We start from the raw sequence: 26,052 nt of genomic DNA on the forward strand, positions 1-26,052 counted from the left end.
CAAAGGTGTTGCGTGATCACGAACGGACTGTGACCTATGGGTTAAGGGCGCATCTGATAACAGAAGCTTATTTTGTCCGAAATCAAAAGGTTGAAGTCCGAGGTTCCGTCACCCTACCGCCCACCTGCGCAGTACCCTGCCGCAACGCCGTGCGTACGCCCGCTGGAAGAGCGGCACCAGCGGCCCGCCGGCCCGGCTGAACCACGAGTCCGGGCGGCTGAACGCCGTCACCGTCAGCACCACCGAGCCATCCGGCTCCAGATCCACCAGGAACGACTCCTCGCCGCGCTCCGGATGGCCGGGCAGCGTGCCGTACGCGAAGCCGGTCCGCGTCTCCTCCGCGACCGTCCACACCACCTCGCACGGCGCGCGCAGCCGCAGCCGCCCGACCCCCAGGCCCACCACGACCGGCCGGCCCGGGGTGGCGACCGGATCCGTGGCGCGGATCGACACCCCCACCGCCCGGTGCATCCGCCAGTCCATGACCGCCCGCCCGGCCGCCTCGAACGTGCCCCGCCCGTGGCCGATATGGGTCCGCACCCGCAGATGGCGATAGCCGGCGGGCAGCGGCCACCGCCGGGTGGCGCCCACCTCCGGATAGGTGAGACGGGAGGCGGGGCCGGGGGCGTCGGTGGATCCCATGCCCGTACGGTACGCGGCGGCCTTACGGCGAGCGGCGCCGGAACGCGGTGCCCTTACGGCGAGCGGCGCCGGAACGCGGTGCCCTTACGGTGCCCAGCGCGGGAACGTGGCGCCCTTACGGTGCCTTCTCCGGGACACCGCGCGGGGCACTTCCCCAGTGTGGGCGCACGGTTATTCACTGGGCGTTCGTAAGAGCGGCATCTTGCACCGATAACAAACACAACAGCACAGCAGTTCTACGAGCAACGGAGGGCACCATGGGGCGGGAATCCGGCAGAGGGATCGGACGGCGCACGGTACTGCAGGGATCGGCGGCCGCGTCGGCGGCGCTCGCGGTGCCCGCCGTGGCATCGGCGGCGTCGGCCGCGTCCGGCGCGCCCGCCCAGGCGCTGTCGGGGCGTCCGAGCGCCCAGTGGGGCGTTCAGGTGGGCGATGTGACAACGTCTTCGGGGCTGGTGTGGGTCCGCTCCGACCGTCCGGCCCGCATGATCGTGGAGACGTCCGCGACCGAGTCCTTCACGCGGGCCAAGCGGTGGCGGGGCCCGCTGGTCGGCCCCGGCACCGACTTCACCGGCCGCACCGCACTGCACGGCCTGCCCGCCGGGAGCCAGGTGCACTACCGGGTGCTGCTGGCCGACCCGGAGGACCCGCGCCGCACCAGTGAGCCGGTCCACGGCACGTTCCGCACGGTTCCCGAGCGCCGTAAGGACGTGCGTTTCGTCTGGTCGGGCGATCTGGCGGGGCAGGGCTGGGGCATCAACCCGGACCACGGCGGCTACCGCATCTTCGAGGAGATGCGCCGCCGCAAGCCGGACTTCTTCCTGTGCAGCGGCGACAACATCTACGCCGACGGCCCGATGACCGAGACCGTCAAGCTGCCCGACGGTTCCACCTGGCGCAATCTCCTCACCCCGGAGAAGACCAAGGTCGCCGAGACGCTCGACGAGTACCGCGGCAACTTCCGCTACAACCTCCTGGACGCCGCGCTGCGCCGCTTCCACGCCGAGGTGCCGACCATCACCCAGTGGGACGACCACGAGGTGCTCAACAACTGGTACCCGGGCGAGATCCTGGTCGACGACCGCTACACCGAGAAGAACGTCGACGTGCTGGCCGCCCGCGCGCGCCAGGCGTTCGCCGAGTACTTCCCGATCAGCACGCTGCGGCCGGACGCGAGCGGCCGCGTCTACCGGGTCCAGCACCACGGCCCGCTGCTGGACGTCTTCGTGCTGGACTGCCGCACGTACCGCGACCCCAACTCGCCGGGCCGTCAGCCGGAGGACGCGCAGGGCATCCTCGGCGCCGAGCAGCTCAGGTGGCTCAAGCGCGAGCTGTCGCGGTCGCGCGCGGTGTGGAAGGTCATCGCCTGCGATATGCCGCTGGGCCTGGTGGTCCCGGACGGGGACACCGACTTCGAGGCCGTCGCGCAGGGCGACCCGGGCGCCCCGCTCGGCCGTGAGCTCCAGATGGCCGACCTGCTCCGGCACATCAAGCACCGGAAGATCACCGGCACGGTGTGGCTGACGGCGGACGTCCACTACACCTCGGCGCAGCACTACGACCCCTCGCGGGCGGCGTTCAAGGACTTCGCGCCGTTCTGGGAGTTCGTCTCCGGTCCGCTGAACGCGGGTGCCTTCCCCTCGGTGAAGCTGGACGGCACGTTCGGCCCCGAGCAGCCCTTCGTCAAGGCGCCGACGGTGGCGAACGTCTCGCCCGCCGAGGGCTTCCAGTTCTACGGCGAGGTGGACATCGACGGCGACAGCGCCGAGATGACGGTCCGGCTGCGCGAGGACGGCGGCAAGGTGCTCTACACCAAGGCCCTGCGGCCGGGTCTGGTCGGCCAGTAGCCGTATGCGGCGCGGTGCGCGGCCCCGTACGGAACACCCACGGGGCCGCGCACCGGCGCCGCGCACCGGGCGGCGCGCGGGAACAGCGGGAGATCCGGGGTGCCGGGCGGAAAGCCGGTCGTCAGCGGCTGCCGTCCAGGATGACGCGGGCGACCAGCGCGGGGTCGTCGTTCATGGGCACGTGGCCGCAGCCGGGGAGGCGGACCAGCCGGGCGCCGGGGATGACCCGCTTGGCGCGGACGCCCTGGCGGCGCGGCAGCACCCGGTCGCGCGAGCCCCAGGCGATGGTGACCGGGACATCGGGGATGTCATGCGTGAACAGCTCGGAATTTCCGGCGGCCAGCGTGGCGTCGAACCCGACCGCCTCACGCAACGCCCGCGTCTCGGCGACGACCGCGGCCGGTGAACGCCGCGCGGGCCGGGCGTAGATGGCGCCGGTCAGCGCGGCCCGTCCGGCGGCGCCGCGGGCCAGCCAGGCCACCAGCGGCGGCGGCAGCGCCCGCGCGCCGGCCCGCATGGCGGACAGCACGCCGAAGGCGTAGCGGCGCTCGGCCTCGTTCCAGAACTGGGCCGGGGACAGCGCGGTGACGGACCGTACGAGTCCGAGTCGGCCCAGCTCCAGGGCGAACAGCCCGCCCAGCGAGTTCCCGGCCACGTCGGGGCGCTTGACGCCAAGGGTCTCGAAGAGCGCGCCGAGCACCCGTATGACGCCGTCGAGGTCATAGGCGATGCCGTCCGGCAGCGCGTCCGACGCCCCGAAGCCGGGCAGATCCACGGCGGTCACCTCGCGGTCGACCGCGAGGATGTCCAGCACCGGCTCCCACGCCTGCCAGTGGTGGCCGATGCCGTGCAGCAGTACCAACGGCCGCCCCGCGCCGCGCCGTTCGTGGACGACCCGGGCGGTGCGGGGGCCGCCGGGGGTGGCGACGGAAAAGGAGACGGACGCGGGCATGGGATGGCTCCTCGCGATCGGCGTTCGGGCAGGCACGCATGCGGCGTATGAGACAGCATGTCAGCAAGAGTTACCGGAGGGTAGTCCCGGTACCGGTGCCTGTGCCTACGCCGGCGCCGACCGTGAGCGGTGCGCGATCCGCGGCGCGGTTACAGCCCGCCCGCGACCCGCAGCACCGCGCCCGTCGTGTACGACGCCTCCGGCGACAGCAGCCACGCCACCGCACCCGCGATCTCCTCCGGCTCGCCCGGCCGCCCCATCGGCACCCGCCCGGGGTTGCGCCACGGCCGCTCGGGGTCGCCCATCCGCGCGTGGATGTCGGTCAGCGTCATCCCGGGCTGGACGGAGTTGACCCGGATCCCCTCCGCCGCCAGCTCCTTCGACAGTCCGACGGTCATCGTGTCGACCGCCGCCTTGCTGGCCGCGTAGTGCACATACTCCCCGGGGCTGCCGGTCGTCGCCGCACCCGAGGAGATGTTGACGATGGCGCCGCCCTGCCCGCCGTGGCGCGTGGACATCTCGCGCGCCGCGCGCCGGGCGCACAGCAGGGCCCCGGTCACATTGACGTCCACGACGCGGCGCATCACCTCGGGTGAGGTCTCGGTGAAGCGGCCCAACGGCCCGGTGATCCCGGCGTTGTTGACCAGACCGGTGATCGGGCCCAGCTCCTCCCGCACCCGGTCGAACATCGCCTCGACCTGCTCCGCGTCGCTGGTGTCGGCCTGGACGACCACCGACCGCACACCCTCCGCGCGCACCGCCGCCGCCCACCGCTCGGCCGCGTCCCGGGCGCTCTCGTAGCCGATGGCGACGCTGTGCCCGGCGCGGGCGAGCCGCACCGCCACCGCCGCTCCGATACCGCGACTGCCCCCGGTGACCACCGTGACCTGGTCCATGCCCATCCGCGTGCTCAGCTCCCGCCCCATAACGCATTTCGTTCCGATAGTCACAGACGATAACCGGTCAAAGGATTGGTCTTGACCAAGTTCGCACGCCGCCTTATGGTCGCATTGATACTGCAACAACCTTTAATAAAGAAGCGCGCATAACTGTGAAGGCGCGCAGGACTGTCGGCCGTCGGAATCAAGGGGGACAGCGTGGGGACCACTCAGCTGGAATCGGTGCCTGAGCCCAAGTACTGGCATCTGAAGACCGTGCTCAGCGACGCACTCGACTCGGAGTTCGCGGTCGGGGAGATCCTGCCCAACGAGCGTGAGCTGGCAGCCCGCTTCGGCGTCGCCCGCGCCACCCTCCGACAGGCCCTCGAGCAGCTGGAGCTGGAGGGCAGGCTGCAGCGTCGCCGCGGCGTCGGCACCACCGTCGCCCCGCCCCGCGTCGGCGTGGCCGTCGGGGACTACGCCCACGGCTGGACCGACACCTCCGGTGAGGACACCTGGCAGACCGTGGACAGCACCGAGGTCGTGCCGCCCGCCGAGGTCGCCCGGCTGCTGGAGCTCGACCCCGACACCCCGGTCCACCGGGTGCGTCGCACCCGGATGACCCACGGCCAGCCGCTCGCCGCCGAGCTGCTGTACGTACCGGCCGTGTCCGTCCCGGGCCTCGCCGCCATCGACACCCCCAGCGGGCTGGCCCGCGCCCGCGCGGTGCTGCGCGAGCTGCGCCGGCTGGAGCTGGAGGGCCGTGAGCAGACCGTGGAGCTCGGCTCGGCCCGCGCGGACGACGCCAAGGAGCTCGACCGGCTGCCCGGCGCCCCCGTCCTCCTCGTGACCACCCGCTATGTGGCCGAGGGCCGCACCGCGGCCGTCGCCGTGGCCACCTACCGGGCCGACACCTGCCGGCTCACCTTCGGTGACGCGGCGGGCGAGGAGCTTCTGGCGGGCTGATCCGGGCCCGCTCTGTGTCGTGGGTTCGGCGCATGTCGTGGGCCCGCGTCGCGTCGTCGCCGCGTACGCATCCCAAAACCCGAAACGTCCGGCCCGCCCCGCGTCCCGCGTCAGCGGCTCGCGCGGCGGGTCGTCACCGTGCTGTCGACCGCGAAAAGCTCCTGCTCCACATGGTCGAGGGCCAGCCGCAGTGCCCCCGTGGTCACCGCCGCCTCGCCCAGCAGCGAGAGCGTGACCTCCGGGGCCCGCAGACAGTACCGGGACAGCTCATCGCGCAGCGGGGCCAGCACACCGTCCAGCCCGGCGGCCCAGCCGCCGACCACGACGACCTCGGGGTCCAGCGCCAGCACCAGGGCCGCCGTGTCGTGCACCAGCCTGCGGACGAAGCGGTCCACGGCCGCGCGGGCGCGTACGTCGCCGTCGCGGGCCAGCGCGAAGACATGCGCGACCTGCGCCTCGTCCAGTGGGTTCAGCGGTTCCCCGGTCGTGGAGAGCACCTCCTCCGGGGCGGCCTCGCGGCCCAGCAGATGCAGCGCCCCGATCTCCCCGGCGGCGCCGCCGAAGCCACGGTGGAGCCGGCCGCCGATCAACGACCCGGCCCCCGGGCTCAACCCGGCCAGCACGAAGACCACATCGTCCGAGCCGACCGCCGCGCCCTTCCAGTGCTCGGCCACCGCCGCCGTGTTCGCATCGTTCTCCACCAGCACCGGACAGCGGAAGGACCGCCGCAGCCGCTCGCCCAGAGGCAGTCCGGTCCAGCCGGGGAGCGCGGTGCACAGATGGACGGTGCCGTCGGCCTCGACGATGCCGGGGCTGCCCACCCCGACCGCGCGCAGCGAGAACCGGGCCACCCCCGCGCGCCGCAGCAGATCCGCCACGGCGGTGCGCACCCGCTCCAGCCGCTCGTCCGCCGACGCCTTCTCCGAGACCTCGCGCACGATCGAGCCGAGCGCGTGTCCGTCGAGGTCCGACAGGAGCGCAGCAACCCGGTGTGCCCCTATCTCTATGCCCAGCAGATGCCCGGCCTCGGCCCGGAAGCGGAAGCGGCGCGCGGGGCGGCCCTGGCGGCGGACGCCGCCCTCCTCGGCGGGCACCTCGACCACCAGACCGCTGTCGGCCAGCCCGTCGATCACGCCCTCGACGGTGGGCCGGGACAGCCCGGTCACCCGCGTGAGATCGGTGAGGCTCGCGCTACCGGCACAGCCGCCCGCGTCGTCCGGGCCACTCTCGGTGGCCGTGCCGGACGCGGTCGCCGCGCGCAACGCGTGCAGTACCACGGCGGAGTTGATGCGTCGCAGCAGAGACGGATCCCCGCCGGTGAGCCGCCCCAACGTCGGCCTCCCTCCCAGTGCGTATCTGCCGGATCGTATCCGCTGGACGGGGAGGCGGCGAGTGCCTCCTCCCACCCGGACCGCCCGGCCACCGAGATGGTCATCTGACGGGCGGCCAGATGTCCGACTCGCAGGGTTTACTGACACCATGACCAGTACGGCGGACCATGTGGCCACCATCGATCGGCTGCGCGCGCGGGACTTCCCCGCGCAGCGGGCCGCCGACGGGCGAGTGGAGAGCGGCCCCGGCTTCCATGTCGCCGACCTCCGCGTCAGCGAGGACTTCTGGGACGCCGACCTGACCCGGGTCGAGGAAGTGCTGGAGGAGTTCGAGGCCGAGCTGAGCGTGCTGGTCCAGGTGCTGACCTTACGGTGGGGCGCTCCCGATGTCCTCGATCTCACCGACTCCCTGGAGCGCTCGGCGATGGGCGAGCCCGTTCCGCCCCCACTGGACACCCTGTGCGGTTATGTGCCAGAGCTGAGCATCTGGCGCGTAGACGGCCGCTGGGTCGGGCTGGGCGTGGGGCAGGGCGACCGTGAGCTGCCGTTCCAGCTCCTGGTGGCGATAGGGGAGGAGGGGACGATATGACGCCCCTGCCTCCGGCCCCTCCCTTCGGCCCCGGCTTCCGCCTGGCCGTCCGCTTCTAGCCGTCCGCCTCGGCGGCGGCGCGCAGGCGGCCGTACTCCTCCGCCATCGTCGTCAGTGTCCAGTGCGCGTTGAGCCCGCTGGGGTTCGGCAGGGCCCAGATGCGGGTGTCACCTATCGTGCGCGTCTGCGGGCCGATCTTCGCCTTCTTGTCGCCGAACGCGACGCGGTAGGCGGTGACCCCCGCCACCGCCAGCCAGCGTGGCCGCAGCCGGAGCACCTTCTCCTCCAGGATCCGGCCGCCCTCCCGGTACTCCTCGTCGCTCAGCTCATCGGCCCGGGCGCTGGCGCGCGCCACCACATTGGTGATGCCCAGGCCGTAGCGCACCAGCTCCGCCTGCTCGGACGGATCGAGTCGGCGCGGGGTGAAGCCCGAAGCGTGCAGTGTGGGCCAGAAGCGGTTGCCGGGGCGGGCGAAATGGTGGCCGGTGGCGGCCGTCATCAGCCCGGGGTTGATACCGCAGAAGAGGACCCGCAGGCCGTCCGCGACCACATCGGGGACGAGGCGGTCGCGGGCGGCCTCCAGTTCGGCGGGGGTCATCGCCGGCGTCAGAGGATCGAGCCGGGAGTGTAGGCGGCGGCCGCCGGGCGCTCCTTGACGATCTCCTCGATCCGGGCGACCACCGCGCCGACCTGGTTCGCGGCCGCGCCCGTGAAGGAGAGCTTGTCGTCCATCAGCGCGTCGAGACCGGCCCGGTCCAGCGGGATGCGCTCATCGGCGGCGAGCGAGTCGAGCAGCTCATTGCGCTCGGCGCCCTGCTCGCGCATCGCCAGCGCCGCGGCCACCGCGTTCTCCTTGATGGCCTCATGGGCGACCTCGCGGCCCACCCCGGCCCGGACGGCACCCATCAGCACCTTGGTCGTGGCGAGGAAGGGCAGGTAGCGGTCCAGCTCACGGGCGACGACGGCGGGGAAGGCGCCGAATTCGTCGAGCACGGTCAGGAAGGTCTCCAGCAGCCCGTCGAAGGCGAAGAACGCGTCCGGCAGCGCGACCCGGCGCACCACCGAGCAGGAGACATCGCCCTCGTTCCACTGGTCGCCCGCCAGCTCCCCGGTCATCGAGGCGTAGCCGCGCAGGATCACGGCGAGGCCGTTGACGCGCTCGCAGGAGCGGGTGTTCATCTTGTGCGGCATCGCGGACGAGCCGACCTGGCCGGGCTTGAAGCCCTCGGTCACCAGCTCGTGTCCGGCCATCAGCCGGATGGTCTTGGCCAGCGAGGACGGGGCCGCGGCGAGCTGCACCAGCGCGGTGACGACGTCGTAGTCCAGCGAGCGCGGATAGACCTGGCCGACGGAGGTGAACGCCTGCGCGAAGCCGAGGTGGGCGGCGACCCGCCGCTCCAGCTCGGCCAGCTTCTCCGCGTCGCCACCGAGCAGGTCCAGCATGTCCTGCGCGGTGCCGACCGGGCCCTTGACGCCCCGCAGCGGATAGCGGCCCAGCAGGTCCTCCAGCCGCCCGTACGCCACCAGCAGCTCGTCCGCCGCGGTGGCGAACCGCTTGCCGAGCGTGGTGGCCTGCGCCGCCACATTGTGCGACCGGCCGGCCATCACCAGCTCGGCGTGGTCGGCGGCCAGCTTGCCGAGCCGGGCCAGCACCGCGACCGTACGGTCCCGTACCAGCTCCAGGGAGAGCCGGATCTGGAGCTGCTCCACGTTCTCGGTGAGATCGCGGGAGGTCATGCCCTTGTGGACGTGCTCATGGCCGGCGAGGGCGTTGAACTCCTCGATCCGGGCCTTCACATCGTGGCGGGTGACCTTCTCGCGCTCGGCGATCGAGGCTAGGTCGACGGTCTCCAGGACCCGCTCGTAGTCGGCGAGGGCGGCGTCCGGCACCTCGATTCCGAGGTCCTTCTGGGCGCGCAGCACGGCGAGCCACAGCCGCCGCTCCAGCGTCACCTTGTACTCGGGGGACCACAGGACGGCCAGCTCCGCGGAGGCGTAGCGGTTGGCCAGGACGTTCGGAATGCGCGGCTTACCAGTCACGTGCACAGAGTCTACTGGCCGTCCTCGCAGGCCAGACCGGTGGCCGGGGGACCCCTCCGAAGGGCCCGGGGCGCGGGCGGGCGCAGGCCCTGCGAATCGGCTACGGATCAGCTAGGGATGAGCTGAGGATCAGTCCTCGTACGGCAGCAGCTCGGCGCGCTTGGGGGCGCGACCGTCGCCCGAGGAGCGGCCGGTCAGCCGCCTGCCGATCCACGGCCCGAGGTGCTGGCGGGCGAACCGCACGTCCGAGGTGCGGCGGGCTATCCAGCCGGCGGGCACCGCGGGCGGCAGCGGCGCGTTCCAGTCGGCCTCCGGCTCATGGCCCAGCGCCTGCCATATGGCCTCGGCGACCCGCCGGTGCCCCTCGGCGTTCAGATGCAGCCGGTCCTCGTCCCACATCCGGGGGTCCCCGACGGCCTGGGAGGCGAAGAGGTCCACGACGGTCGCGTCATGCCGTGCGCCCAGGTCGTCGATGACCGAGAACAGCCGCTCCATCCGTGGCTCGAACCGCGCGAACACCGGCCCGCGCCGCCCCGGGCTGCGCATCAGCACCAGCCGCTTGCAGGTGGGCGCCAGCCGCTCGACGGCCTCCTCCAGCAGGGCGCACACCCGGCCCACATCGCATTTCGGCCGCAGCACATCGTTCAGCCCGCCGACCAGGGTCACCAGATCGGCGCCCATGGCCGCCGCCGGGCCCGTCTGCTCCTCGACGATCTGCCCGATCAGCTTGCCGCGGACCGCGAGGTTGGCGTATTGGAAGCCGGGGCTGTGGGCCGCGAGCCGGCCGGCGAGCAGATCCGCCCAGCCTCGGTAAGTACCGTTGGGGAGCCGGTCCGACATGCCCTCGGTGAAGGAGTCGCCGACCGCGACAAAGCTGCTGTAGGTGATGTTCGTCTGCATGGCGCAGGCGATCCTATCCCGGTGTGCGGGCTGCGTTGACCGCCGACCGCGAGCATGATGAGCCGCATGGCGATGACCCACATCTACTTCGAGGGCGGAGCGCGGAACGGGACGACCGCCAGCTGGAATGTGGAGCCCGGCGCGGACATCTACGACGACAACATCTTCCGGCCACCGGAGCTGTACCGGCGGACGAACCGTACCAAGGTCATCGGCCGGGTCGAGTACGTGATCTTCCGCTACGACCCGATGGGCACCCGGCCCGGTACCGGCCCCGGTACCGGCCCAGGCAGCGCCCCCGGCCCCCGCCGCTGAGCCTCGCGCGGCCGTCCGGCCGATGCCCTCCGGTTGGCCCGCTTGGACCGCGCGGGGTTCCGCGCGCCGCGTGGCGGGGCAGTCTGGTCGACGTGGATGCCTTCGAATGCGACCGCACGACCATGGCCATCGTCGCCGCCGCGCTCGCCGACGACGGGGAGGGCGCCGCCGCCCTCCTGGAGCCGCTCGAGATGCGCGATGCGTGCCGGGTCGCGGTGCGGCTCGCCGCGATGGCCGCCCATGCGCTGGTGGCGGTGGCCGAGGAGGGCGGCGGCGGACGGGAGGAGGCGCTGGCCCACTGGCAGGAGTGCATCATCGCCCATGAGTCCAGACGCACCGAGGAGTGACCGGACGCGACGAGGAATGAGGCGCGCGGCCACATATGTGATCAGGCGACCAGCTCGCGCAGCACGTCCTCCATGGTCACAAGACCCTCCAGCCGTCCGTCCGCGGCGATGACCGCCGCGAGGTGGGTGCGGCTGTCGCGCATCGCGGTGAGCACGTCGTCCAGCGGCGTATGGGACCGCACCCGGGGGATCGGGCGGAGCTGATCGGGGCGGAACGGCACATCCCGGGGCCGTGCGTCCAGCGCGTCCTTCACATGCAGATAGCCCAGGATCCGCCCGGAGTCGTCGACCACCGGGAACCGTGAGAAGCCGGTCCGCGCCGCCAGTTGTTCCAGCTCCTCGGGGGCCACCCCGAGCTGCGCCTTGACCACCTGATCCATGGGCAGCACGACATCCCGCACCCGTCGCCGGCCCAGCTCCAGCACGTCCCGCAGCCGCACGGTGGCGCGGTCGTCCAGCAGCCCGGCCTCGCTGGAGTCCGAGACCATCCGGGCCAGCTCATCGTCCGAGAAGGTCGCCGCGACCTCGCCCCTGGGCTCCACGCGCATCAGCTTCAGCAGCCCGTTCGCCAGGGAGTTCACGCCGAAGATCACCGGGCGCAGGGTGCGGGCGAGGGCGACCAGGGGCGGGCCGAGCAGCAGCACGGTGCGCACCGGCTCGGCCAGCGCCACGTTCTTCGGCACCATCTCGCCGAACAGCATGTGCAGATAGGTGGCCACGCTCAGCGCGATCACGAACGAGACCGGGTGCACAAGACCCAGCGGCAGCCCCACCACATGGAAGAACGGCTCCAGCAGATGCGCGATGGCCGGTTCCGCGACGGCGCCCAGCACCAGCGTGCACAGCGTGATCCCGAGCTGGGCCGCGGCCAGCAGCGCGGAGAGGTGCTCCAGGGCCCACAGCACGGACCGCGCCCGCCGGTCGCCCTGCTGGGCGTGCGGATCGATCTGGCTGCGGCGCACCGAGATCAGGGCGAACTCCGCGCCCACGAAGAAGGCGTTGAGGACCAGCGTCAGCAGGCCGATCAGGAGCTGGAGGGCGGTCATCGGCCCGTCGCCCCCTCGGCACCGGGCACGCCGCCGTCGCCGTCGCTCCCGGCACCACGCAGCGGCGCCCGCAGCCGGACCCGGGCCGCGCGGTGGCTCGTCACCTTGCGCACCTCCACGGACCAGCCCTCCAGCTCGACGGTGTCGCCGACGGCGGGGATCCGGCCCAGCTCGGTGGCGATCAGCCCGGCCAGGGTGTCGTACGGGCCCGGCGGCACCCGCAGCCCGATGCGCTTGAGCTGATCCATGCGGGCCGCGCCGTCCGCGTCGTACAGCGTATGGCCCTCCGCGTCCCGGCCCATCGGCATCAGATGGGGGGTCTCCTTCGGATCGTGCTCGTCGCGGACCTCGCCGACCACCTCCTCGACGATGTCCTCCAGCGTGACGACCCCGGCCGTGCCGCCGTACTCGTCGATGACCACGGCCATGCTGCGCTGCGCCGAGAGCCGGTCCAGCAGCCGGTCCACGGTCAGCGACTCCGGGACGAACAGCGCCTCGCCCATCAGATCGGAGACCGGGCGGCGGGGCCGCTCCTCGGCGGGGACCGCCAGGACGTCCTTGATGTGGACGAGGCCGGTCACCGTGTCCAGGCTGCTCTGGTAGACGGGGAAGCGGGACAGCCCGGTGGCGCGGGTGGCGTTGGCGACGTCCTCGGCGGTGGCCCGTATGTCCAGCGCCACCACCCGCACTCTCGGGGTCATCACGTTCTGCGCGGTGAGCTCGGCGAGGTTCAGGGTGCGCACGAACAGTTCGGCGGTGTCCTTCTCCAGCGCGCCCTCCTTGGCGGAGTGGCGGGCGAGGGCGATCAGCTCCTGCGGGCCGCGCGCGGAGGCCAGCTCCTCGGCGGGCTCCAGGCCCATCCGGCGCACGGTGCGGTTGGCGGTGTTGTTGAGATGGCTGATCAGCGGGCGGAAGACGGAGCTGAAGACGCGCTGCGGGGTCGCCACGGCCTTGGCGACCGGCAGTGGCCGGGAGATGGCCCAGTTCTTGGGCACCAGCTCGCCGACGACCATCAGCACGACGGTCGACAGAAAGGTGCCGAGCACCAGCGCGGCCGAACGGACGGCCGACTGGGGTACGCCGATCGCGGTGAGCGGTCCGGCCAGCAGGGCCGCGACGGACGGCTCGGCCAGCATGCCGACGACCAGATTGGTCACGGTGATGCCGAGCTGCGCGCCGGAGAGCTGGTAGGTGAGGCTGCGCACGGCCTTCAGCGCACCGGCCGCACCGCGCTCCCCGCGTTCGGCCGCCCGTTCCAGCTCGCTGCGCTCGACCGTGGTCAGCGAGAACTCCGCCGCGACGAAGGCGCCACAGGTCACCGCCAGGAGGAGCGCCACGGCCAGGAGGAGGACTTCGGTCATCGGTTCACCTCCGTCCCATGATCCGCCAGGGACCGGAGGAACGCAGCCCCCGCGCGGCCGTGCCGGGGACGGCCGCGCCGGGTCAGAGGGACAGCGGCTTGACCCAGCGGCTCCACTGCGGCTGGCGCTCATAGCCCGCCGCGCTCCACGCATGGTGGGCCGGCCCGTTCTCGTTGAGCACCATCGCGTCCCCGCGCCGCCCGCCCAGGGCCGTGAACCGCTCCTCGGCCGCCGCCAGCAGGGCCGTCGCCACACCCCGGCGGCGGTGCCCGGGGTGGACGGCCAGCCGGTACAGATGGCAGCGCCAGCCGTCGAAACCGGCGATCACGGTTCCGGCGAGTTCCCCGTCCCGCTCGGCCAGCAGCAGCGACTCCGGGTCCCGGGCGAGCAGCCGGGCCACCCCGTCCCGGTCGTCGCTGATGCTGGTGCCCTCCGCCGCCTCCTCCCAGAAGGCGAGCACGGTGTCGAGGTCGGCGGGGGCCGCGGCCCGTATCCGAAGATCGTTCATGGCCGCATCCCATCATCGGGCGGGCCGCGGCGTCGACGGGAATTCCGCCCGGTCAACTTCCGTGCAGCTCCTCGATCACCGGAGCGAGTGCCTCCATGTTGTGCTCCAGCACGGTGAAGTACGAGAAGCCGAACCGCTCGCGGTGGGCCCGCAACTGCTCCGCCATCTCCTTGGCGTCGCCCAGCAGCAGCGCCGGGTGCTCCAGCAGCTGGTCCTCGGTGAGGTCCGGTGCGTACCCGGACAGCTCACGCACCTTGGCGCGCCGGTCGGCGCCGGGCCCGGCCATCTGGATGAGGTAGTTCAGTTCGATCGCCTCACCCGGCTCATCGGCCCCCTCCGCCCGCCCCGCTTCGGCGGCGAAGCGGCGGAAGGCGCCCACCCGCTCCTCCAGTGCCTCGGGGCTGATGAGCTGCAGGGCGCCCTGGGGTTTGCCGGGGGCCTGCACCGCCCCGGTGAAGGCCGCGATGTCCGCATGGCGCGCGGCCAGCCGCAGGAGCCGGTCGCCGTTGCCGCCGAGCAGCAGCGGCGGGCGCGGGGACTGGACGGGCCGCGGCCGGTGCTCGGAATCGGTCAGCAGACGCTCCAGCTCGGCCACGGTATGTACGAGGTGGTCCACCCGCTCCCGTGGTGAACCGAAGGGCAGCCCGGCGCTGTCGTGCTCGGCCTTGACATAGCCGGCGCCCAGGCCGAGCTCCAGCCGGCCGTCGGTGAGCGCGTCGCAGGTGGCCACCTCCCGGGCGAGCAGCGCGGAGTTCCAGAAGCCGGCGTTGAGCACGAAGGTGCCCAGCCGTGGGCGCTCGGTCGCCTCGGCGGCGGTGGCCAGCGCAGGGAACGGGGCGGGATTGCCGAGGTGGTCGGGGGTCAGCAGCACGTCATAGCCGAGCTGCTCGGCGTGGCGGCACTTCGCCCGCCATGCCTCGGCCGATTCAAGGGTGAGCAGATTGACTCCGAAGCGGAACGGCCTTGCCATGACCCCTCCTTGAGCGCGGATACGGCGAACGTATCCGAGATCGGCGCCGTTCGGGATTGCTCGTCCCCACTCGCCCTCACTCGCCCCCCCACTCGCCCTCATTCACCGGTCCGGCTGATCGGGCACCGGCCGGGGCCGGCGCCCGGGGCTCAGCTCAGCGGGTCGGGTTCCGGCTCGGCCCCGGACGTGGCCCTGGTGAAGATATGCATCCGCTCCAGCACCGCCTCGGCCGTGGGCCGCTCCATCCGGTCCACGATCCGGCCGTCGGCGAGGAAGAGCACCAGATCGGAGTGGGCGGCGGCGCTCGGGTCGTGGGTGACCATGACGACCGTCTGGCCCAGCTCGTCGACGGCCTCCCGCAGAAAGCGCAGCACCTCCAGGCCCGACCGTGAGTCCAGGTTGCCGGTGGGCTCGTCCGCGAAGATCAGCTCGGGGCGGGAGGCGAGCGCCCGGGCGCACGCCACCCGCTGCTGCTGTCCGCCGGACAGCTGGGCGGGCCGGTGCCGGAGCCGGTCCCGCAGCCCGAGGGTGTCGATGACCCGGTCCACCCACTCCCGATCGGGCTTGTGGCCCGCGATGTCCATGGGCAGGGTGATGTTCTCGGCCGCATTGAGCGTGGGCAGCAGATTGAACGACTGGAACATGAAGCCGATCCGGTCGCGCCGGAGCTGGGTCAGCTCCTTGTCGCCCAGGCCGGTGATCTCGGTGTCGCCCAGCCATGCCTGGCCCGACGAGACCGTGTCGAGACCCGCCAGACAGTGCATCAGGGTGGACTTGCCGGATCCGGACGGGCCCATCACCGCGGTGAACCTGCCCCGTTCGATCTCCACGTCCACCGCGTCCAGCGCGAGCACGGCCGTCTCGCCGCTGCCGTACGCCTTGGTCAGGGACCGGGCGCGGGCCGCCGCATGGGCGCCGCCTTCCGCGAACCCGTCCGTCTTCGTTGCCGCCGGTGTGGACACGATGCCTCCCCGTATCGGAACGTCGTGCCCTCGATGGTAGGGACCCGGCCGCCGATGCGCCCGCCCGTGGACGCGGGCGTACACGAATGCGATGACGGACGGGAGGGCGACGCCGGGGCGCGAACGCGATGCGGGGCGCGCACGCGGTTACGGACGGGAAGGCAGTACCCGGCACGCCCGCGGTTACGGACGCGAAGGCGCGATTGGGCGGCGCGCTGCGCCCAGCACGCACGGGGACGTCGGCAGCGTCGGGCCCCGCTCGGGGATGCGCAGCCGACGATGGCCCATCGGCTCGAAGCCCGCGGCCGCGATCTCCGATCGCACCTCACGCGCCGTATGGCAGCCGCCGAACATCAGCGGCCACACCGTGCGGTCCAGCGCCCGCTGGGTCGTGGCCAGGACCCGCCCCTCGGCGCGGCCGTGCTCGAGGAAGCGCAGCTCACCGCCGGGCCGCAGCACCCGCAGCAGCTCGGCGAGCGCGCGCCGCACATCGCGCACCGAGCACAGCACCAGACAGGCCACCGCCGCGTCGAACGCCTCGCTCTTGACCGGCAGCGCCTCGGCGACGCCCGGCACCACGTCCACCGGCACCCCGGCCCGCAGCCCCGCCCGGGTGGCCAGCCGCCGCAGATGGCGCTCGGGTTCGATGGCGACCACCTCGGAGACGGCTTCGGGGTAGTGGGGGAAGTTCAGCCCGTTGCCCGCGCCGATCTCGATGACCCGGCCGGACAGCCCGGCCAGCAGCTCGCCGCGCAGCTCACCGACCCCCGCCCGCTCGTCGGCCAGCGGGCTCATTCTGGCGTAGCAGCGGGCGAAGAGCGGGTGGTGGACGGCGTCACGCGGGGGTGTGCGACGGCATACGGGCATGGGAGCTCCCCCTTGTCCCGGGTACGGACGATGGACCGGTACCGGGATTCTGCCCACGCGGGGGGCGTCGCTACGCGGCCAGCCGCGCCGCGTCCCAGCTCCCGTCCAGCCGGGGCGCCAGCCAACCGGGCGCCTGGGCCCGGAAGTCGGCCGGCGGAAGGGCCGGGGCGCCCTGGGGGATGGCGCCCAGCAGCGGGGCACCGGACGAATCCGGCAGATCGGCCACATTGCAGCGGGAAGCGAGATCCGCGACGGCGGGCCAGCTGCCGATGACGACGCCGGGGCACTCCAGCCCGCGGGCGCGCAGCGCCTCGGTGGTCAGGGTGGTTGCGTTGAGCGTGCCGAGGCCCGCGTGGGCGACGACGAGGACGGGCGCGCCGAGCAGCCGGGCCGCGTCGGCGAGCGTCGCCCCCGTCTCGTCGAACCGTACGAGCAGCCCGCCCGCGCCCTCGACCAGCACCAGATCGTGCTCGGCGGCCAGCTTCTCGGCCGCCTCCGCCACCTCGTGCGGGCGCACCGGTGGCCGTCCGGCGCGGCGGGCGGCGGTGGCGGGGGCCAGCGGCTCGGGGTAGCGGGCGAGTTCGAGCAGGGTCACCGCACCGGCGAGCCGGGCCACCTCCGCGGCGTCGCCCGGTTCGCCCTCCGTGACACCGGTCTGGGCGGGTTTGAGCACCGCCACCGAGCGGCCGCGTGCGAGCGCCGCGGCGGCGACGGCCGCCGTGCTGACGGTTTTTCCGATTTCGGTGCCCGTGCCGGTGACGACCAGTACTGACATCTTCGTTTCCGTTGCCTTTCGCTTTCGTTCGTGCTCCCGGTCTGCCCCGGTGTGCGGCCGGCCCCTCCTGTGGGCGGGAGGCCGACCGCGAGCGGAGCAGGCGGGTCAGACGGCCGCGGCCGCGGCCGTCCGTACCGCCGTGCAGATCCGGGCCAGATCGTGGTCGCCCGTGATGTACGGCGGCATGGTGTACAGCAGATCGCGGAACGGGCGCAGCCATACGCCCTCGCGTACCGCGGCCCGCGTCGCCGCCGCCATCCCCGCGTCGTCCAGCGGACGGTCCAGCTGGACGACGCCGATCGCGCCGAGCACCCGCACCTCCCGGACGCCCGGCAGCTCGGCCGCCTCCGCGAGCCCGTCCCGCAGCCCGGTCTCGATCCGCTTGACCTCCTGCCGCCAGTCGTAGGAGAGCAGCAGATCGATCGAGGCGCAGGCGACGGCCGTGGCCAGCGGATTGCCCATGAACGTCGGGCCGTGCGCGAGCACCGGCACCTCGCCGCGCGAGATGCCGTCCGCCACCCGCGGGGTGCACAGCGTGGCGGCGAGGGTCAGATAACCCCCGGTCAGCGCCTTGCCCAGACACATCACATCGGGGCACACCCCCGCGTGCTCGGCCGCGAAGAGCGTGCCCGAGCGGCCGAAGCCCGTGGCGATCTCGTCGAACACCAGCAGCACATCGTGCTCGTCGCACGCCTCGCGCAGCACCCGCAGCAGCGCGGGGGAGTGGAAGCGCATCCCGCCCGCGCCCTGGACCACCGGCTCCACGATCACCGCGGCCAGTTCATGGGCGTGACGGGCCACCAGCTCACGGACGTGTGCCTCGTACGCCGGGTCGGGGTCCGCGTCGAAACCGGGCGGCGGCGCGTCCGCGAAGATCTGCTCGGGCAGCACACCGGACCACAGCCGGTGCATTCCGCCGTCCGGGTCGCACACCGCCATCGGCTGCCAGGTGTCGCCGTGGTAGCCGCCGCGCCAGGTCAGCAGCCGCCGCTTGGCGGGGCGGCCGAGGGAGCGCCAGTACTGCAGGCACATCTTCACCGCGACCTCGACCGACACCGAACCGGAGTCGGCCAGGAACACATGGCGCAGCGGCTCCGGCGTGATCTCCACCAGACGGGTGGCCAGCCGGACGGCGGGCTCATGGGTGAGCCCGCCGAACATCACATGGCTCATCCGGTCCAGCTGACCCCGCGCGGCGTCGTTGAGCGCCGGGTGGTTGTAGCCGTGGATGGCGGACCACCATGACGACATGCCGTCCACCAGCTCGCGGACGCCCTCCACCGGCTCGGCCAGCCGCAGCCGGACCCCGGCCGCGGACTCCACGACCAGCGGGTCCTGGCGGCCGGGCATCGGGCCGTACGGATGCCAGACGTGCTCGCGGTCCAGCGCCCGCAGCTCGGCCGGGGTCAGCGGCTCAGGCATTGGGCGGCAGATCCGTGCCCGCGCCGCGGCGGCGCACCGAGACCAGATCGGCGTGGGACCCCTCCGTGGCCGCCGGGGTGGAGACCGTGGCGCCGACCGCCGCCTGGGCGGGTACGGCGTCGGCGGGCGCCGTGTCACCGCACGGGCCGCAGCCACCGCCCTCGCCGCCGTGGCCGCCGCAGCCGGAACCGGCGGCGGCGAGCGCGTCCGCGCGGTGCTTGGGCAGCGTCGTCGTATCGGTGCCCTCCACCTCGAAGCCCGCGTCGGCGATCATCGCCAGATCGTCCTTGCCCGCCTGGCCCTCGGTGGTCAGATAGTCGCCGAGGAAGATCGAGTTCGCCAGGTTCAGGGCCAGCGGCTGCAGCGTCCGCAGATGGATCTCGCGGCCGCCCGCGAGCCGCACCTCCACGTCCGGGCAGACGAACCGCACCATCGCCAGGATCCGCAGACAGCGCTGCGGGGTGAGGTTCCAGTCCCCGGCCAGCGGGGTGCCCTCGATCGGGATGAGGAAGTTGACCGGCACCGAGTCCGGGTCCAGGTCGCGCAGCGAGAAGACCACGTCCACCAGGTCCTCGTCCGACTCGCCCATGCCCGCGATCAGCCCGGAGCAGGCGGACATCCCCGCCGCCTGGGCCTGCTGCACGGTCGAGACCCGGTCGGCGTAGGTGTGGGTGGTCGTGATGTCGCCGTAGGTCGCCTCGGAGGTGTTGAGGTTGTGGTTGTACGCGTTCGCCCCCGCGTCCTTCAGCCGCTCCGCCTGGCCGTCGGACAGCAGCCCCAGACAGGCGCAGATCTCGACGTCCTGGTGCTCCTCCTTGATGGCGGCGATGGTCTGGGAGACCCGGTCCACGTCGCGGTCGGTGGGACCGCGTCCGCTGGCCACCAGGCACACCCGCTTGGCGCCGCCCGCGACTCCGGCGCCCGCCGCGGCGGCCGCCTGCTCCGGCTTGAGCCAGGTGTACTTGAGGATCTCGGACTTCGAGCCCAGCCGCTGCGAGCAGTAGGAGCAGTCCTCGGGGCACAGCCCCGACTTCAGGTTCACCAGATAGTTGAGCTTCACCCGCCGCCCGAACCAGGCGCGGCGCACCTTGCCCGCCGCGGCCACCACATCGAGCACCTCGTCATCGGAGGTCGCCAGGACGGCGAGCGCTTCTTCGCGGGTCGGCGATTCGCGCCGCAACCCCTTGTCCACCAGCGTGTTCAGCAGGTCCATGGCGACGATCCTTTCCTACCCCACCGCTCCCGGCCAAGGAGGGACCGTACAAGACGCGCGGATCGGGGTGTGGGTATTGCCACACCATGACCGGGCATGCAGGGGGCTACGTTCTATCCGGACCCGACAGTCGGTGCCCTTGACGAGGCCACGGAAGGCGAGGCAGCCGATGCCCCAGGACCGCCCGGACGACGCGTTCGCATGGATCGACGCGCAGCGGGAGCGGCGCGACCGGGCCGGGCTGGTGCGTCGGCTCAGCCCCCGGCCCGCCGACTCCCCGCTGCTCGATCTGGCGAGCAACGACTATCTGGGGCTGGCCCGCCACCCGGAGGTGACGGCCGCCGCGGCCGCGGCGGCGCAGCGCTGGGGTGCGGGGTCCACCGGATCGCGCCTGGTCACCGGCTCGACCGAGTTGCACACCACACTGGAGCGGGAACTCGCCGACTTCTCCGGTTTCGAGGCGGCCCTGGTGTTCTCCTCCGGCTACGCCGCCAATCTGGCCGCCGTCTCCGCGCTGAGCGGCCGGGACGCCCTGATCGTCTCCGACGCGGGCAATCACGCCTCGCTCATCGACGGCTGCCGGCTCTCCCGCGCCGAGGTCGCCGTCGTCCCGCACGCCGACCCGGACGCTGTGCGCAAGGCGCTGGGCGCGGCTGAAGAGGACGCGCGGGAGGAGGCCGCCGAGGGGACCGGAGCGGTCTCGGCGCCCCGGCGCGCTCTCGCCGTCAGCGACTCGGTCTTCTCCGTCGACGGCGACGCCGCCCCGCTGGCCGCCCTCGCCGGGGCCTGCCGTGCGTACGGCGCGGCGCTGGTGGTGGACGAGGCGCACGGCCTGGGGGTGCTCGGCGAGGGCGGGCGTGGCGCGGTGCACGGGGCCGGGCTCGCGGGCGCGCCGGATGTGGTGGTCACGGCCACCCTTTCCAAGTCGCTGGGCAGCCAGGGCGGGGTGGTGCTGGGGCCCGCCCGGGTGATCGAGCACCTGGTGAACACCGCACGCACGTTCATCTTCGACACCGGGCTCAACCCGGCGGCCGTGGGCGCCGCCCTGGCGAGCCTGCGGCTGCTGCGCCGGGAGCCGGAGCGCGCCGCCCGCGTCCGTACGGTCGCCATGGGGCTGTACGGACGGCTGACCGCCGCCGGGCTGACCGCGGTGCGGCCGGACGCGTCGGTGGTGTCGGTGCGGGCCCCCTCGCCGGAGCAGGCGGTGCGCTGGGCCGCGGACTGCCGCGCGGCCGGGCTGCTGGTGGGGTGCTTCCGCCCGCCGTCCGTCCCCGACGGCATCTCGCGGCTGCGGCTGACGGCGCGTGGGGATCTGACGGAAGAGCAGGTCGAAAGGGCGGTCGACGTGATCGTGAAGACCGCGCCGACCGCCTGATGGCTCACTGACGGGAGGGTGAACGGATCAGCCGTTCACAGGTGGAACAGATACTTCACTGACGGATCAGCTTCCGGTTCCGGTCGAGCGGGAGGTGCCGGAGCCGAGGCCGTCGTCCTTGAGCCCCTTGAGGAAGGAGACCCAGGTCGACGGGGTGAACAGCAGGACGGGGCCCGCCGTGTTCTTCGAATCGCGCACGCCGAGCTGGTCAGACCCCAGCAGGGCCGTCTCGACGCAGTTGTTCATGCCGACGCTGTAGCTGCTGCGCAGCCAGTGGACGGACTTGGCGGACATACTGGACATGGTGCCCCCTCAGGCGCCGCCCCCGATTTTATTGATGAAGGACAACGATTCCTCAGGTGTCAGGGCGCGGGTCCGCAGTACTTCGAACGCGGCGCTGTACGCCCGGAGGTCTTCTTTCCGCTCCAGATAGAGGCTACTCGTCAGGTGGTCGAGAACTACTACATCCAGGTCACTAATGTGCGGAAAAGAGAAAATAATGAAAGGACCTGTCATACCAATGGGCATTCCGATAGAGAATGGCAGCACCTGCAGCTGCACCTGAGGCAATGCGCAAAGATTGGCCAGATGGCTCAATTGCGCCGCCATCACTCCGGGTCCGCCCACCTCGCGTCGCAGCGCCGCCTCGTCCAGCACCGCGTGCAGCCGCAGCGGCCGCTCGCCGTGCAGCACCGACTGCCGCGCGATCCGCACCTCCACCAGCGAGTCCACCTGGGGCCGCGGCAGATCCGGGAGCGCCGCGAGGGTCACCGCCCGGGCGTAGTCCGGGGTCTGCAGCAGACCCGGCACCACCGTGGTCTCCAGGGTGTACGCGTCCGACGCCTCCGCCTCCAGGCTGATGAAGTCCCGGTAGGCGGGCGGCAGTAGATCGCGGTACGCGTACCACCAGCCGCGCCGTGACCCCTCCGGATCCGAGGCGCCCCCGCGGCACAGCGCCTCCAGCAGGGCGCGCAGCTCCGGGTCGGCGACCTCGTAGACCTCCAGCAGCCGCGCCACATCCGAGGGCTTGGCCCCGCTCCGGCCGGTCTCGATCCGGCTCACCTTCGACTGATGCCAGCCCAGCCGGAGGGCGACCTCACCACTGGTGAGTCCGGCCAGATCGCGCTGGCGGCGGAGTTCCGCGCCGAGCTTGCGACGGCGCACCGCCGGGCCGTACCGCATGAGTTCTCCCTCCCGCCTTTTCCCTTGCCGGCGCGTCACCCACAGCGCGTGTCGCACCAGTGGCCCAGTGTGCCTTCCAAATCCGGTTTTCCGTAGCAGAGTTCACCGCTTTGGGCGACAGATATATGCATAACTCGGTGGATCGCCCCCGTTGCAGCGGCCATCGGTGGCACTCTGACGCGTAGAGCCGTCAGGGCAGCCCACGACACCGGCTTCGCAGCTCCACCTTCCAACGCGTCCGCAGGCGCGCCCCGGCGGGAAAGGGACAGGCCGTCATGGCAGACCATCAGGAAGCATCCGTCACCCTGCCGAGCGCACCGGCGTCGGTTCCCGCGGCACGCGCCTATGTCACGGACGTGCTCGCCGAATGGGGGCTCGGGCAGGGAGGAGAGGCCGCCGACACCGTGCGGCTGATCGTCTCCGAGCTCGCCACCAACGCCGTGGAGCACACCGTGGGCCAGTCGCCCACCTTCACCGTGGACCTACGGCTCGACCGCGAGCAGCGGCTGGAGATCGGGGTCACCGACAGCCACCCCCAATGGCCCCGATGGCTGCCGCTGGCCACCCAGCAGGACAGCGGGCGCGGCATGGTCATCGTGCGCTGTCTGGCCGCGGAGTCGGGCGGCGAGGTGTTCGTCACCCCGACCGCCGACGGCGGCAAGACCGTCTGGATCGCCCTGCCGTGGACCGTGCCGGTCCGCTGAACCCGCTCACAGCACGCGCTGGGCCTGCCCCTCCGAGGCCCGCGCCTCGGCCAGCCGACGGATCCGGGTGAAGACCCGCCCGGCGGCCGGGCCGATCAGATAGTGCGGCATGTCGCCGCGCTCGATCACCCCGTACCGGCTCGTGCCCATCAGGTACGAGGAGTACAGGATCAGCCCGCTCGGCCGGTGCATATCGACGGTGAGCGCCGAGAAGCCGGGGAACTCGTCCGTCTGATAGACGTGCAGGCCGTCCGCCTCCGCTCCATAGCGCTCCTTGAAACGGCCGAACCGCTCCAGCGAATCCTTGATCTTCCGCGCCATGTCCTCCTGGTACTGGCGGGAGAGCGTGGCCGCCGCGTCCGAGGACGGGTCCAGCAGATAGCAGCGGTAGGTGCCGCCCCGGCGCAACAGCCCGAGGATCGCGTCGCGAAAGCGGGCCGGACGCTCGGTGGTGACCAGCCGGCCGGAGGAGGTGCGCAGCGCCGTCCCCATGTCGAGGACCTCCTCGCCCGCCGCGTCCAGCAGCCGCGCCTTCTCCTGGGGGCTCGGCCGCTCCGGATACGCGTGCACCGGGGAGCCGTCCGAAAGCCCCCGGCCCGCGAGCCACGCCTTGGCCGCCCCGCCCGGACCGCCGTCGCCCGCCATCAGATAGACGTCCTTGCCCTCATGGCTTCCCACATGGGCGAACAGCTCCGCATACGGCCCCGCGGTGCGGTACACATCCTCCGAGACCGCCAGGCAGTCCGCCGGAGTCGCCTTCTCCAGATGCGCGGCCAGATTGATGTCGGGGGAGTGGATGGTGCCGGTCCGGCCCTCGCCGGTGTGCCGTATCGCCCCCTTGTGCAACGCCATCCGCACATGCAGCTCCCCGTCCACCCCCGCCTGGGCGAACTCGTCCCGCAGATGGCGCAGATCCAGGGTGAGAAAGGTGCGGGCCGCCTCCAGCGCGACATCGCGGGCCACGCTCTCGCTGTCGTCGTGGACCGCGAAGAAGCCCCCGTCGCCGCGCCAGCTCCATAAGTCGCTGCGGGCACAGCGCCGCTGCGCCGAGAGCTGCCCGATCCGGGCGCGCATCCGCTCGCGCAGCAGATCGAAGGCGTGCGCGGCGCGGTCCCTGGGGTTCGAGCGGACGATCGTCGAATACCCGGAGGTGTCGACGAAGAGGAGATACACCTGGTCGTAGGTCCGGTCGGCCTGGAAGGGCTCGCCGTGGAAAGGCTCGCTGTGGAAGGGCTCGCTCATACCGGCTCCAGGCCGCGCTCGACGGCGCTGCGCTCCACGCAGAACTCATTGCCCTCGATGTCGGACATCACCACCCATCCCAGCCCGTCCTCCGTGCGCCGGTCGTCCACCACGGACGCGCCGAGCCCGGTCAGCCGCTCCACCTCGGCGTCCCGGGTGCCCGACGGGGGCTGGATGTCGAGGTGCACGCGGTTCTTGACGGTCTTGGAGTCCGGGACCCGGATGAAGAGCAGCCCCGGCACCCCGGGCTGCCCCGGGCTGATCAGCACCTCGGCGTCGTCCGGCTCGGAGTCCTCCAGGGGGTAGCCGGTCAGCCGGGACCAGAACCGCGCGAGGGCGTAGGGATCACGGGCGTCGAAGGTGATGTGCCGGACCGGGTTGAGATACGCCATGCGATGCCTCCGGTGGTCGACAGGGCCGGTCCACAGCGGTGTGGCCCGGCCCCGTCAACCTACCCACGGTCACTGACACCTACGGCGGGTCAGCGCACATGTCCGTACCAGACCTTCTTGGTCCAGATCCGCTCCAGCCGCACCACCGTGCCGGTCTTGGGAGCGTGCCAGATCCGGCCGCCGCCCGCGTACACGCCGACGTGGTAGACCCCGCTCCCGGAGTGGAAGAACACCAGGTCCCCGCCCTTGCGGGAACCGGCCTTGATGTGGCGGGTCCGGTTGTACTGCGCGGCCGCGGTGCGCGGCAGCCGCTTCCCGGCCCGCTTGTAGGCGTACTGCGTCAGCCCGGAGCAGTCGAAGCGCTTCGGCCCCTGCGCGCCGTACTTGTACGGCGCGCCCTTCTTCGACGCCGCGATCCGCAGCGCCTTGGCCGCGACGGTCGCGGCCTCGGCCTCCGGTGGATACCCCGGCGTCGCCACGGTGCCCCCCACGGCGGCGACGGTGAGGGCGGAGACGGCACTCGCTCGCGAGAACATCCTGGGGATACGTATGTGCGCAGACATCACGCGCCACCCTTCGTGGGCCGACCCCGCCCCGGTGTGGTGGCGGAGTCCTGTCCTCCCTGGGATGGTCACGCAGCCGCGCCGCCGGTTCCGAGTCGAGAGGGCGCGGTGTGACGGTGGTCACGGCAGGGCCGTTCGGGTGGTGCCGGCCGCCCCGCCCCACGTCCGTGACCTGCGCGAACGGCCGTGCCGAGGCGCGGTGGGGCGGACGGGGGCAGGGCCCCGGGCCGCAAGCCGGCCCCGCCCGGGCCGCCGGAATCCCGCTCCGCCGTTCGGGCGACGGCTCTACGCCCCCGACGGACGACGGCTCCGTGCCCCCGACGGACGACGCTCCCGCGCTCCCGGCGAGTCTCAGGCGCGCAGTGCCGGGGGCAGCGTGACCCGCTCCGCGCGCCGCTCCCCGTCCAGCACCCGCAGCGCCCGGGCCAGGGTCGCGGTGTGCAGCTCGCTCTCCCCGCGTTCATGCATCAGCGCCAGCGCGTCCCGCAGCGCGGTGGCCTTCCCCACCAGGGCCTGGGCGGCCCGCAGACCGCCGTAGGTGTCGCGGCCGCGCGCCGGGTTGATCCGGCCCAGCAGATCGACCACGTCCAGATAGCCGTCCACGACGCTCCCCTCGGCGCGGGTGAGCGCGGGCAGCGGGGGCAGCTCCGGTGGCAGCACCGC

Annotated in this window: 29 protein-coding genes; 7 read left to right on the top strand and 22 right to left on the bottom strand. The window is 72.5% G+C overall.

The window, feature by feature from the left end; translation table 11 throughout:
• Positions 1–108 precede the first annotated feature (108 nt).
• Positions 109–642: a DUF1990 family protein gene (locus J5X86_RS22840; protein WP_119992589.1), complete on the bottom strand. Its 534-nt coding sequence runs from the start codon at positions 640–642 to the stop codon at positions 109–111.
• A 257-nt stretch (positions 643–899) separates the two neighbouring features.
• On the opposite strand from J5X86_RS22840, the gene J5X86_RS22845 reads away from it, so the two are divergent.
• Positions 900–2,489 carry an alkaline phosphatase gene (locus J5X86_RS22845; protein WP_208518612.1) on the top strand — a complete coding sequence of 530 codons (1,590 nt, stop codon included), beginning with the start codon at positions 900–902 and terminating at the stop codon, positions 2,487–2,489.
• A gap of 121 nt (positions 2,490–2,610) precedes the next feature.
• Here the strand turns inward: J5X86_RS22845 and J5X86_RS22850 are convergent, their stop codons facing one another.
• Both J5X86_RS22850 and J5X86_RS22855 read right to left on the bottom strand, forming a co-directional pair.
• The gene (locus J5X86_RS22850) at positions 2,611–3,441 is read right to left on the bottom strand and encodes an alpha/beta fold hydrolase (RefSeq protein WP_208518613.1); all 831 of its coding nucleotides are present in this window, start codon (positions 3,439–3,441) and stop codon (positions 2,611–2,613) included.
• 149 nt (positions 3,442–3,590) lie between these two features.
• Positions 3,591–4,337 (bottom strand): SDR family oxidoreductase, encoded by a 747-nt coding sequence (locus tag J5X86_RS22855; RefSeq protein ID WP_208518770.1) that lies wholly within the window; start codon positions 4,335–4,337, stop codon positions 3,591–3,593.
• Positions 4,338–4,538: 201 nt separating this feature from the next.
• Between J5X86_RS22855 and J5X86_RS22860 the strand changes: the two genes are divergently transcribed.
• Entirely contained in the window at positions 4,539–5,285 is a 747-nt protein-coding gene (locus J5X86_RS22860; RefSeq protein WP_208518614.1) for a GntR family transcriptional regulator, read from the top strand.
• A gap of 110 nt (positions 5,286–5,395) precedes the next feature.
• Here the strand turns inward: J5X86_RS22860 and J5X86_RS22865 are convergent, their stop codons facing one another.
• The gene (locus J5X86_RS22865) at positions 5,396–6,616 is read right to left on the bottom strand and encodes an ROK family protein (RefSeq protein WP_208518615.1); all 1,221 of its coding nucleotides are present in this window, start codon (positions 6,614–6,616) and stop codon (positions 5,396–5,398) included.
• 148 nt (positions 6,617–6,764) lie between these two features.
• Between J5X86_RS22865 and J5X86_RS22870 the strand changes: the two genes are divergently transcribed.
• The gene (locus J5X86_RS22870) at positions 6,765–7,205 is read left to right on the top strand and encodes a hypothetical protein (protein ID WP_208518616.1); all 441 of its coding nucleotides are present in this window, start codon (positions 6,765–6,767) and stop codon (positions 7,203–7,205) included.
• Between the two features lie 55 nt (positions 7,206–7,260).
• Here J5X86_RS22870 and mug read toward each other — a convergent pair whose 3' ends face one another.
• The 3 genes from mug to J5X86_RS22885 form a co-directional block, all read right to left on the bottom strand.
• Entirely contained in the window at positions 7,261–7,803 is a 543-nt protein-coding gene (mug, locus tag J5X86_RS22875) for a G/U mismatch-specific DNA glycosylase (protein WP_208518617.1), read from the bottom strand.
• Between the two features lie 8 nt (positions 7,804–7,811).
• Positions 7,812–9,245 carry an adenylosuccinate lyase gene (gene purB / locus J5X86_RS22880; protein WP_208518618.1) on the bottom strand — a complete coding sequence of 478 codons (1,434 nt, stop codon included), beginning with the start codon at positions 9,243–9,245 and terminating at the stop codon, positions 7,812–7,814.
• A 129-nt stretch (positions 9,246–9,374) separates the two neighbouring features.
• Positions 9,375–10,145, bottom strand: coding sequence for an SGNH/GDSL hydrolase family protein (locus J5X86_RS22885; RefSeq protein WP_208518619.1), 771 nt, complete (start codon positions 10,143–10,145; stop codon positions 9,375–9,377).
• Between the two features lie 66 nt (positions 10,146–10,211).
• On the opposite strand from J5X86_RS22885, the gene J5X86_RS22890 reads away from it, so the two are divergent.
• Positions 10,212–10,460, top strand: a complete 249-nt coding sequence (locus J5X86_RS22890) for a hypothetical protein (protein WP_243981123.1) — start codon at positions 10,212–10,214, stop codon at positions 10,458–10,460.
• 122 nt (positions 10,461–10,582) lie between these two features.
• A complete protein-coding gene (locus J5X86_RS22895; protein ID WP_014056689.1) occupies positions 10,583–10,807 on the top strand; it encodes a hypothetical protein in 225 nt (74 codons plus the stop codon).
• Between the two features lie 41 nt (positions 10,808–10,848).
• Here J5X86_RS22895 and J5X86_RS22900 read toward each other — a convergent pair whose 3' ends face one another.
• From J5X86_RS22900 to bioB, 9 genes are all read right to left on the bottom strand, one after another.
• The gene (locus tag J5X86_RS22900) at positions 10,849–11,853 is read right to left on the bottom strand and encodes a hemolysin family protein (protein ID WP_208518620.1); all 1,005 of its coding nucleotides are present in this window, start codon (positions 11,851–11,853) and stop codon (positions 10,849–10,851) included.
• Entirely contained in the window at positions 11,850–13,214 is a 1,365-nt protein-coding gene (locus tag J5X86_RS22905; protein WP_208518621.1) for a hemolysin family protein, read from the bottom strand. The genes J5X86_RS22900 and J5X86_RS22905 overlap by 4 nt, the downstream gene beginning before the upstream one ends.
• An 82-nt stretch (positions 13,215–13,296) precedes the next feature.
• Positions 13,297–13,722: a GNAT family N-acetyltransferase gene (locus J5X86_RS22910; RefSeq protein ID WP_208518622.1), complete on the bottom strand. Its 426-nt coding sequence runs from the start codon at positions 13,720–13,722 to the stop codon at positions 13,297–13,299.
• Positions 13,723–13,774: 52 nt separating this feature from the next.
• Positions 13,775–14,692 (bottom strand): LLM class F420-dependent oxidoreductase, encoded by a 918-nt coding sequence (locus J5X86_RS22915; RefSeq protein WP_208518623.1) that lies wholly within the window; start codon positions 14,690–14,692, stop codon positions 13,775–13,777.
• 149 nt (positions 14,693–14,841) lie between these two features.
• On the bottom strand, positions 14,842–15,654 hold the full coding sequence (locus J5X86_RS22920; protein WP_208518624.1) for an ABC transporter ATP-binding protein: 813 nt from the start codon (positions 15,652–15,654) through the stop codon (positions 14,842–14,844).
• A 183-nt stretch (positions 15,655–15,837) separates the two neighbouring features.
• On the bottom strand, positions 15,838–16,521 hold the full coding sequence (locus J5X86_RS22925) for a class I SAM-dependent methyltransferase (RefSeq protein ID WP_208518625.1): 684 nt from the start codon (positions 16,519–16,521) through the stop codon (positions 15,838–15,840).
• A 70-nt stretch (positions 16,522–16,591) separates the two neighbouring features.
• Positions 16,592–17,296 (bottom strand): dethiobiotin synthase, encoded by a 705-nt coding sequence (gene bioD / locus J5X86_RS22930; protein ID WP_208518626.1) that lies wholly within the window; start codon positions 17,294–17,296, stop codon positions 16,592–16,594.
• Between the two features lie 105 nt (positions 17,297–17,401).
• Positions 17,402–18,718 carry an adenosylmethionine--8-amino-7-oxononanoate transaminase gene (locus tag J5X86_RS22935; RefSeq protein WP_208518627.1) on the bottom strand — a complete coding sequence of 439 codons (1,317 nt, stop codon included), beginning with the start codon at positions 18,716–18,718 and terminating at the stop codon, positions 17,402–17,404.
• Positions 18,711–19,931 (bottom strand): biotin synthase BioB, encoded by a 1,221-nt coding sequence (bioB, locus tag J5X86_RS22940; protein WP_208518628.1) that lies wholly within the window; start codon positions 19,929–19,931, stop codon positions 18,711–18,713. Before bioB ends, J5X86_RS22935 begins: the two co-directional genes overlap by 8 nt.
• A 169-nt stretch (positions 19,932–20,100) precedes the next feature.
• Here bioB and J5X86_RS22945 point away from each other — a divergent pair, with 169 nt between their 5' ends.
• Positions 20,101–21,306: an 8-amino-7-oxononanoate synthase gene (locus J5X86_RS22945; protein ID WP_208518629.1), complete on the top strand. Its 1,206-nt coding sequence runs from the start codon at positions 20,101–20,103 to the stop codon at positions 21,304–21,306.
• Between the two features lie 66 nt (positions 21,307–21,372).
• On the opposite strand, the gene J5X86_RS22950 is transcribed toward J5X86_RS22945, so the two are convergent.
• Both J5X86_RS22950 and J5X86_RS22955 read right to left on the bottom strand, forming a co-directional pair.
• Positions 21,373–21,609 carry a DUF397 domain-containing protein gene (locus J5X86_RS22950; RefSeq protein WP_208518630.1) on the bottom strand — a complete coding sequence of 79 codons (237 nt, stop codon included), beginning with the start codon at positions 21,607–21,609 and terminating at the stop codon, positions 21,373–21,375.
• A gap of 9 nt (positions 21,610–21,618) precedes the next feature.
• The gene (locus J5X86_RS22955; protein WP_078639283.1) at positions 21,619–22,488 is read right to left on the bottom strand and encodes a helix-turn-helix transcriptional regulator; all 870 of its coding nucleotides are present in this window, start codon (positions 22,486–22,488) and stop codon (positions 21,619–21,621) included.
• Positions 22,489–22,763: 275 nt separating this feature from the next.
• On the opposite strand from J5X86_RS22955, the gene J5X86_RS22960 reads away from it, so the two are divergent.
• A complete protein-coding gene (locus J5X86_RS22960; protein ID WP_014056702.1) occupies positions 22,764–23,192 on the top strand; it encodes an anti-sigma regulatory factor in 429 nt (142 codons plus the stop codon).
• Positions 23,193–23,198: 6 nt separating this feature from the next.
• Here J5X86_RS22960 and J5X86_RS22965 read toward each other — a convergent pair whose 3' ends face one another.
• From J5X86_RS22965 to J5X86_RS22980, 4 genes are all read right to left on the bottom strand, one after another.
• Positions 23,199–24,434 carry a hypothetical protein gene (locus J5X86_RS22965; protein ID WP_208518631.1) on the bottom strand — a complete coding sequence of 412 codons (1,236 nt, stop codon included), beginning with the start codon at positions 24,432–24,434 and terminating at the stop codon, positions 23,199–23,201.
• Positions 24,431–24,826: a VOC family protein gene (locus J5X86_RS22970; RefSeq protein ID WP_208518632.1), complete on the bottom strand. Its 396-nt coding sequence runs from the start codon at positions 24,824–24,826 to the stop codon at positions 24,431–24,433. Before J5X86_RS22970 ends, J5X86_RS22965 begins: the two co-directional genes overlap by 4 nt.
• A gap of 89 nt (positions 24,827–24,915) precedes the next feature.
• On the bottom strand, positions 24,916–25,389 hold the full coding sequence (locus J5X86_RS22975; RefSeq protein ID WP_208518633.1) for a C40 family peptidase: 474 nt from the start codon (positions 25,387–25,389) through the stop codon (positions 24,916–24,918).
• A 351-nt stretch (positions 25,390–25,740) separates the two neighbouring features.
• A complete protein-coding gene (locus J5X86_RS22980) occupies positions 25,741–26,049 on the bottom strand; it encodes a hypothetical protein (protein WP_014056705.1) in 309 nt (102 codons plus the stop codon).
• Positions 26,050–26,052 lie beyond the last annotated feature (3 nt).

Source organism: Streptomyces sp. NEAU-YJ-81 (assembly GCF_017592595.1).
GTDB lineage: Bacteria > Actinomycetota > Actinomycetes > Streptomycetales > Streptomycetaceae > Streptomyces > Streptomyces hygroscopicus_B.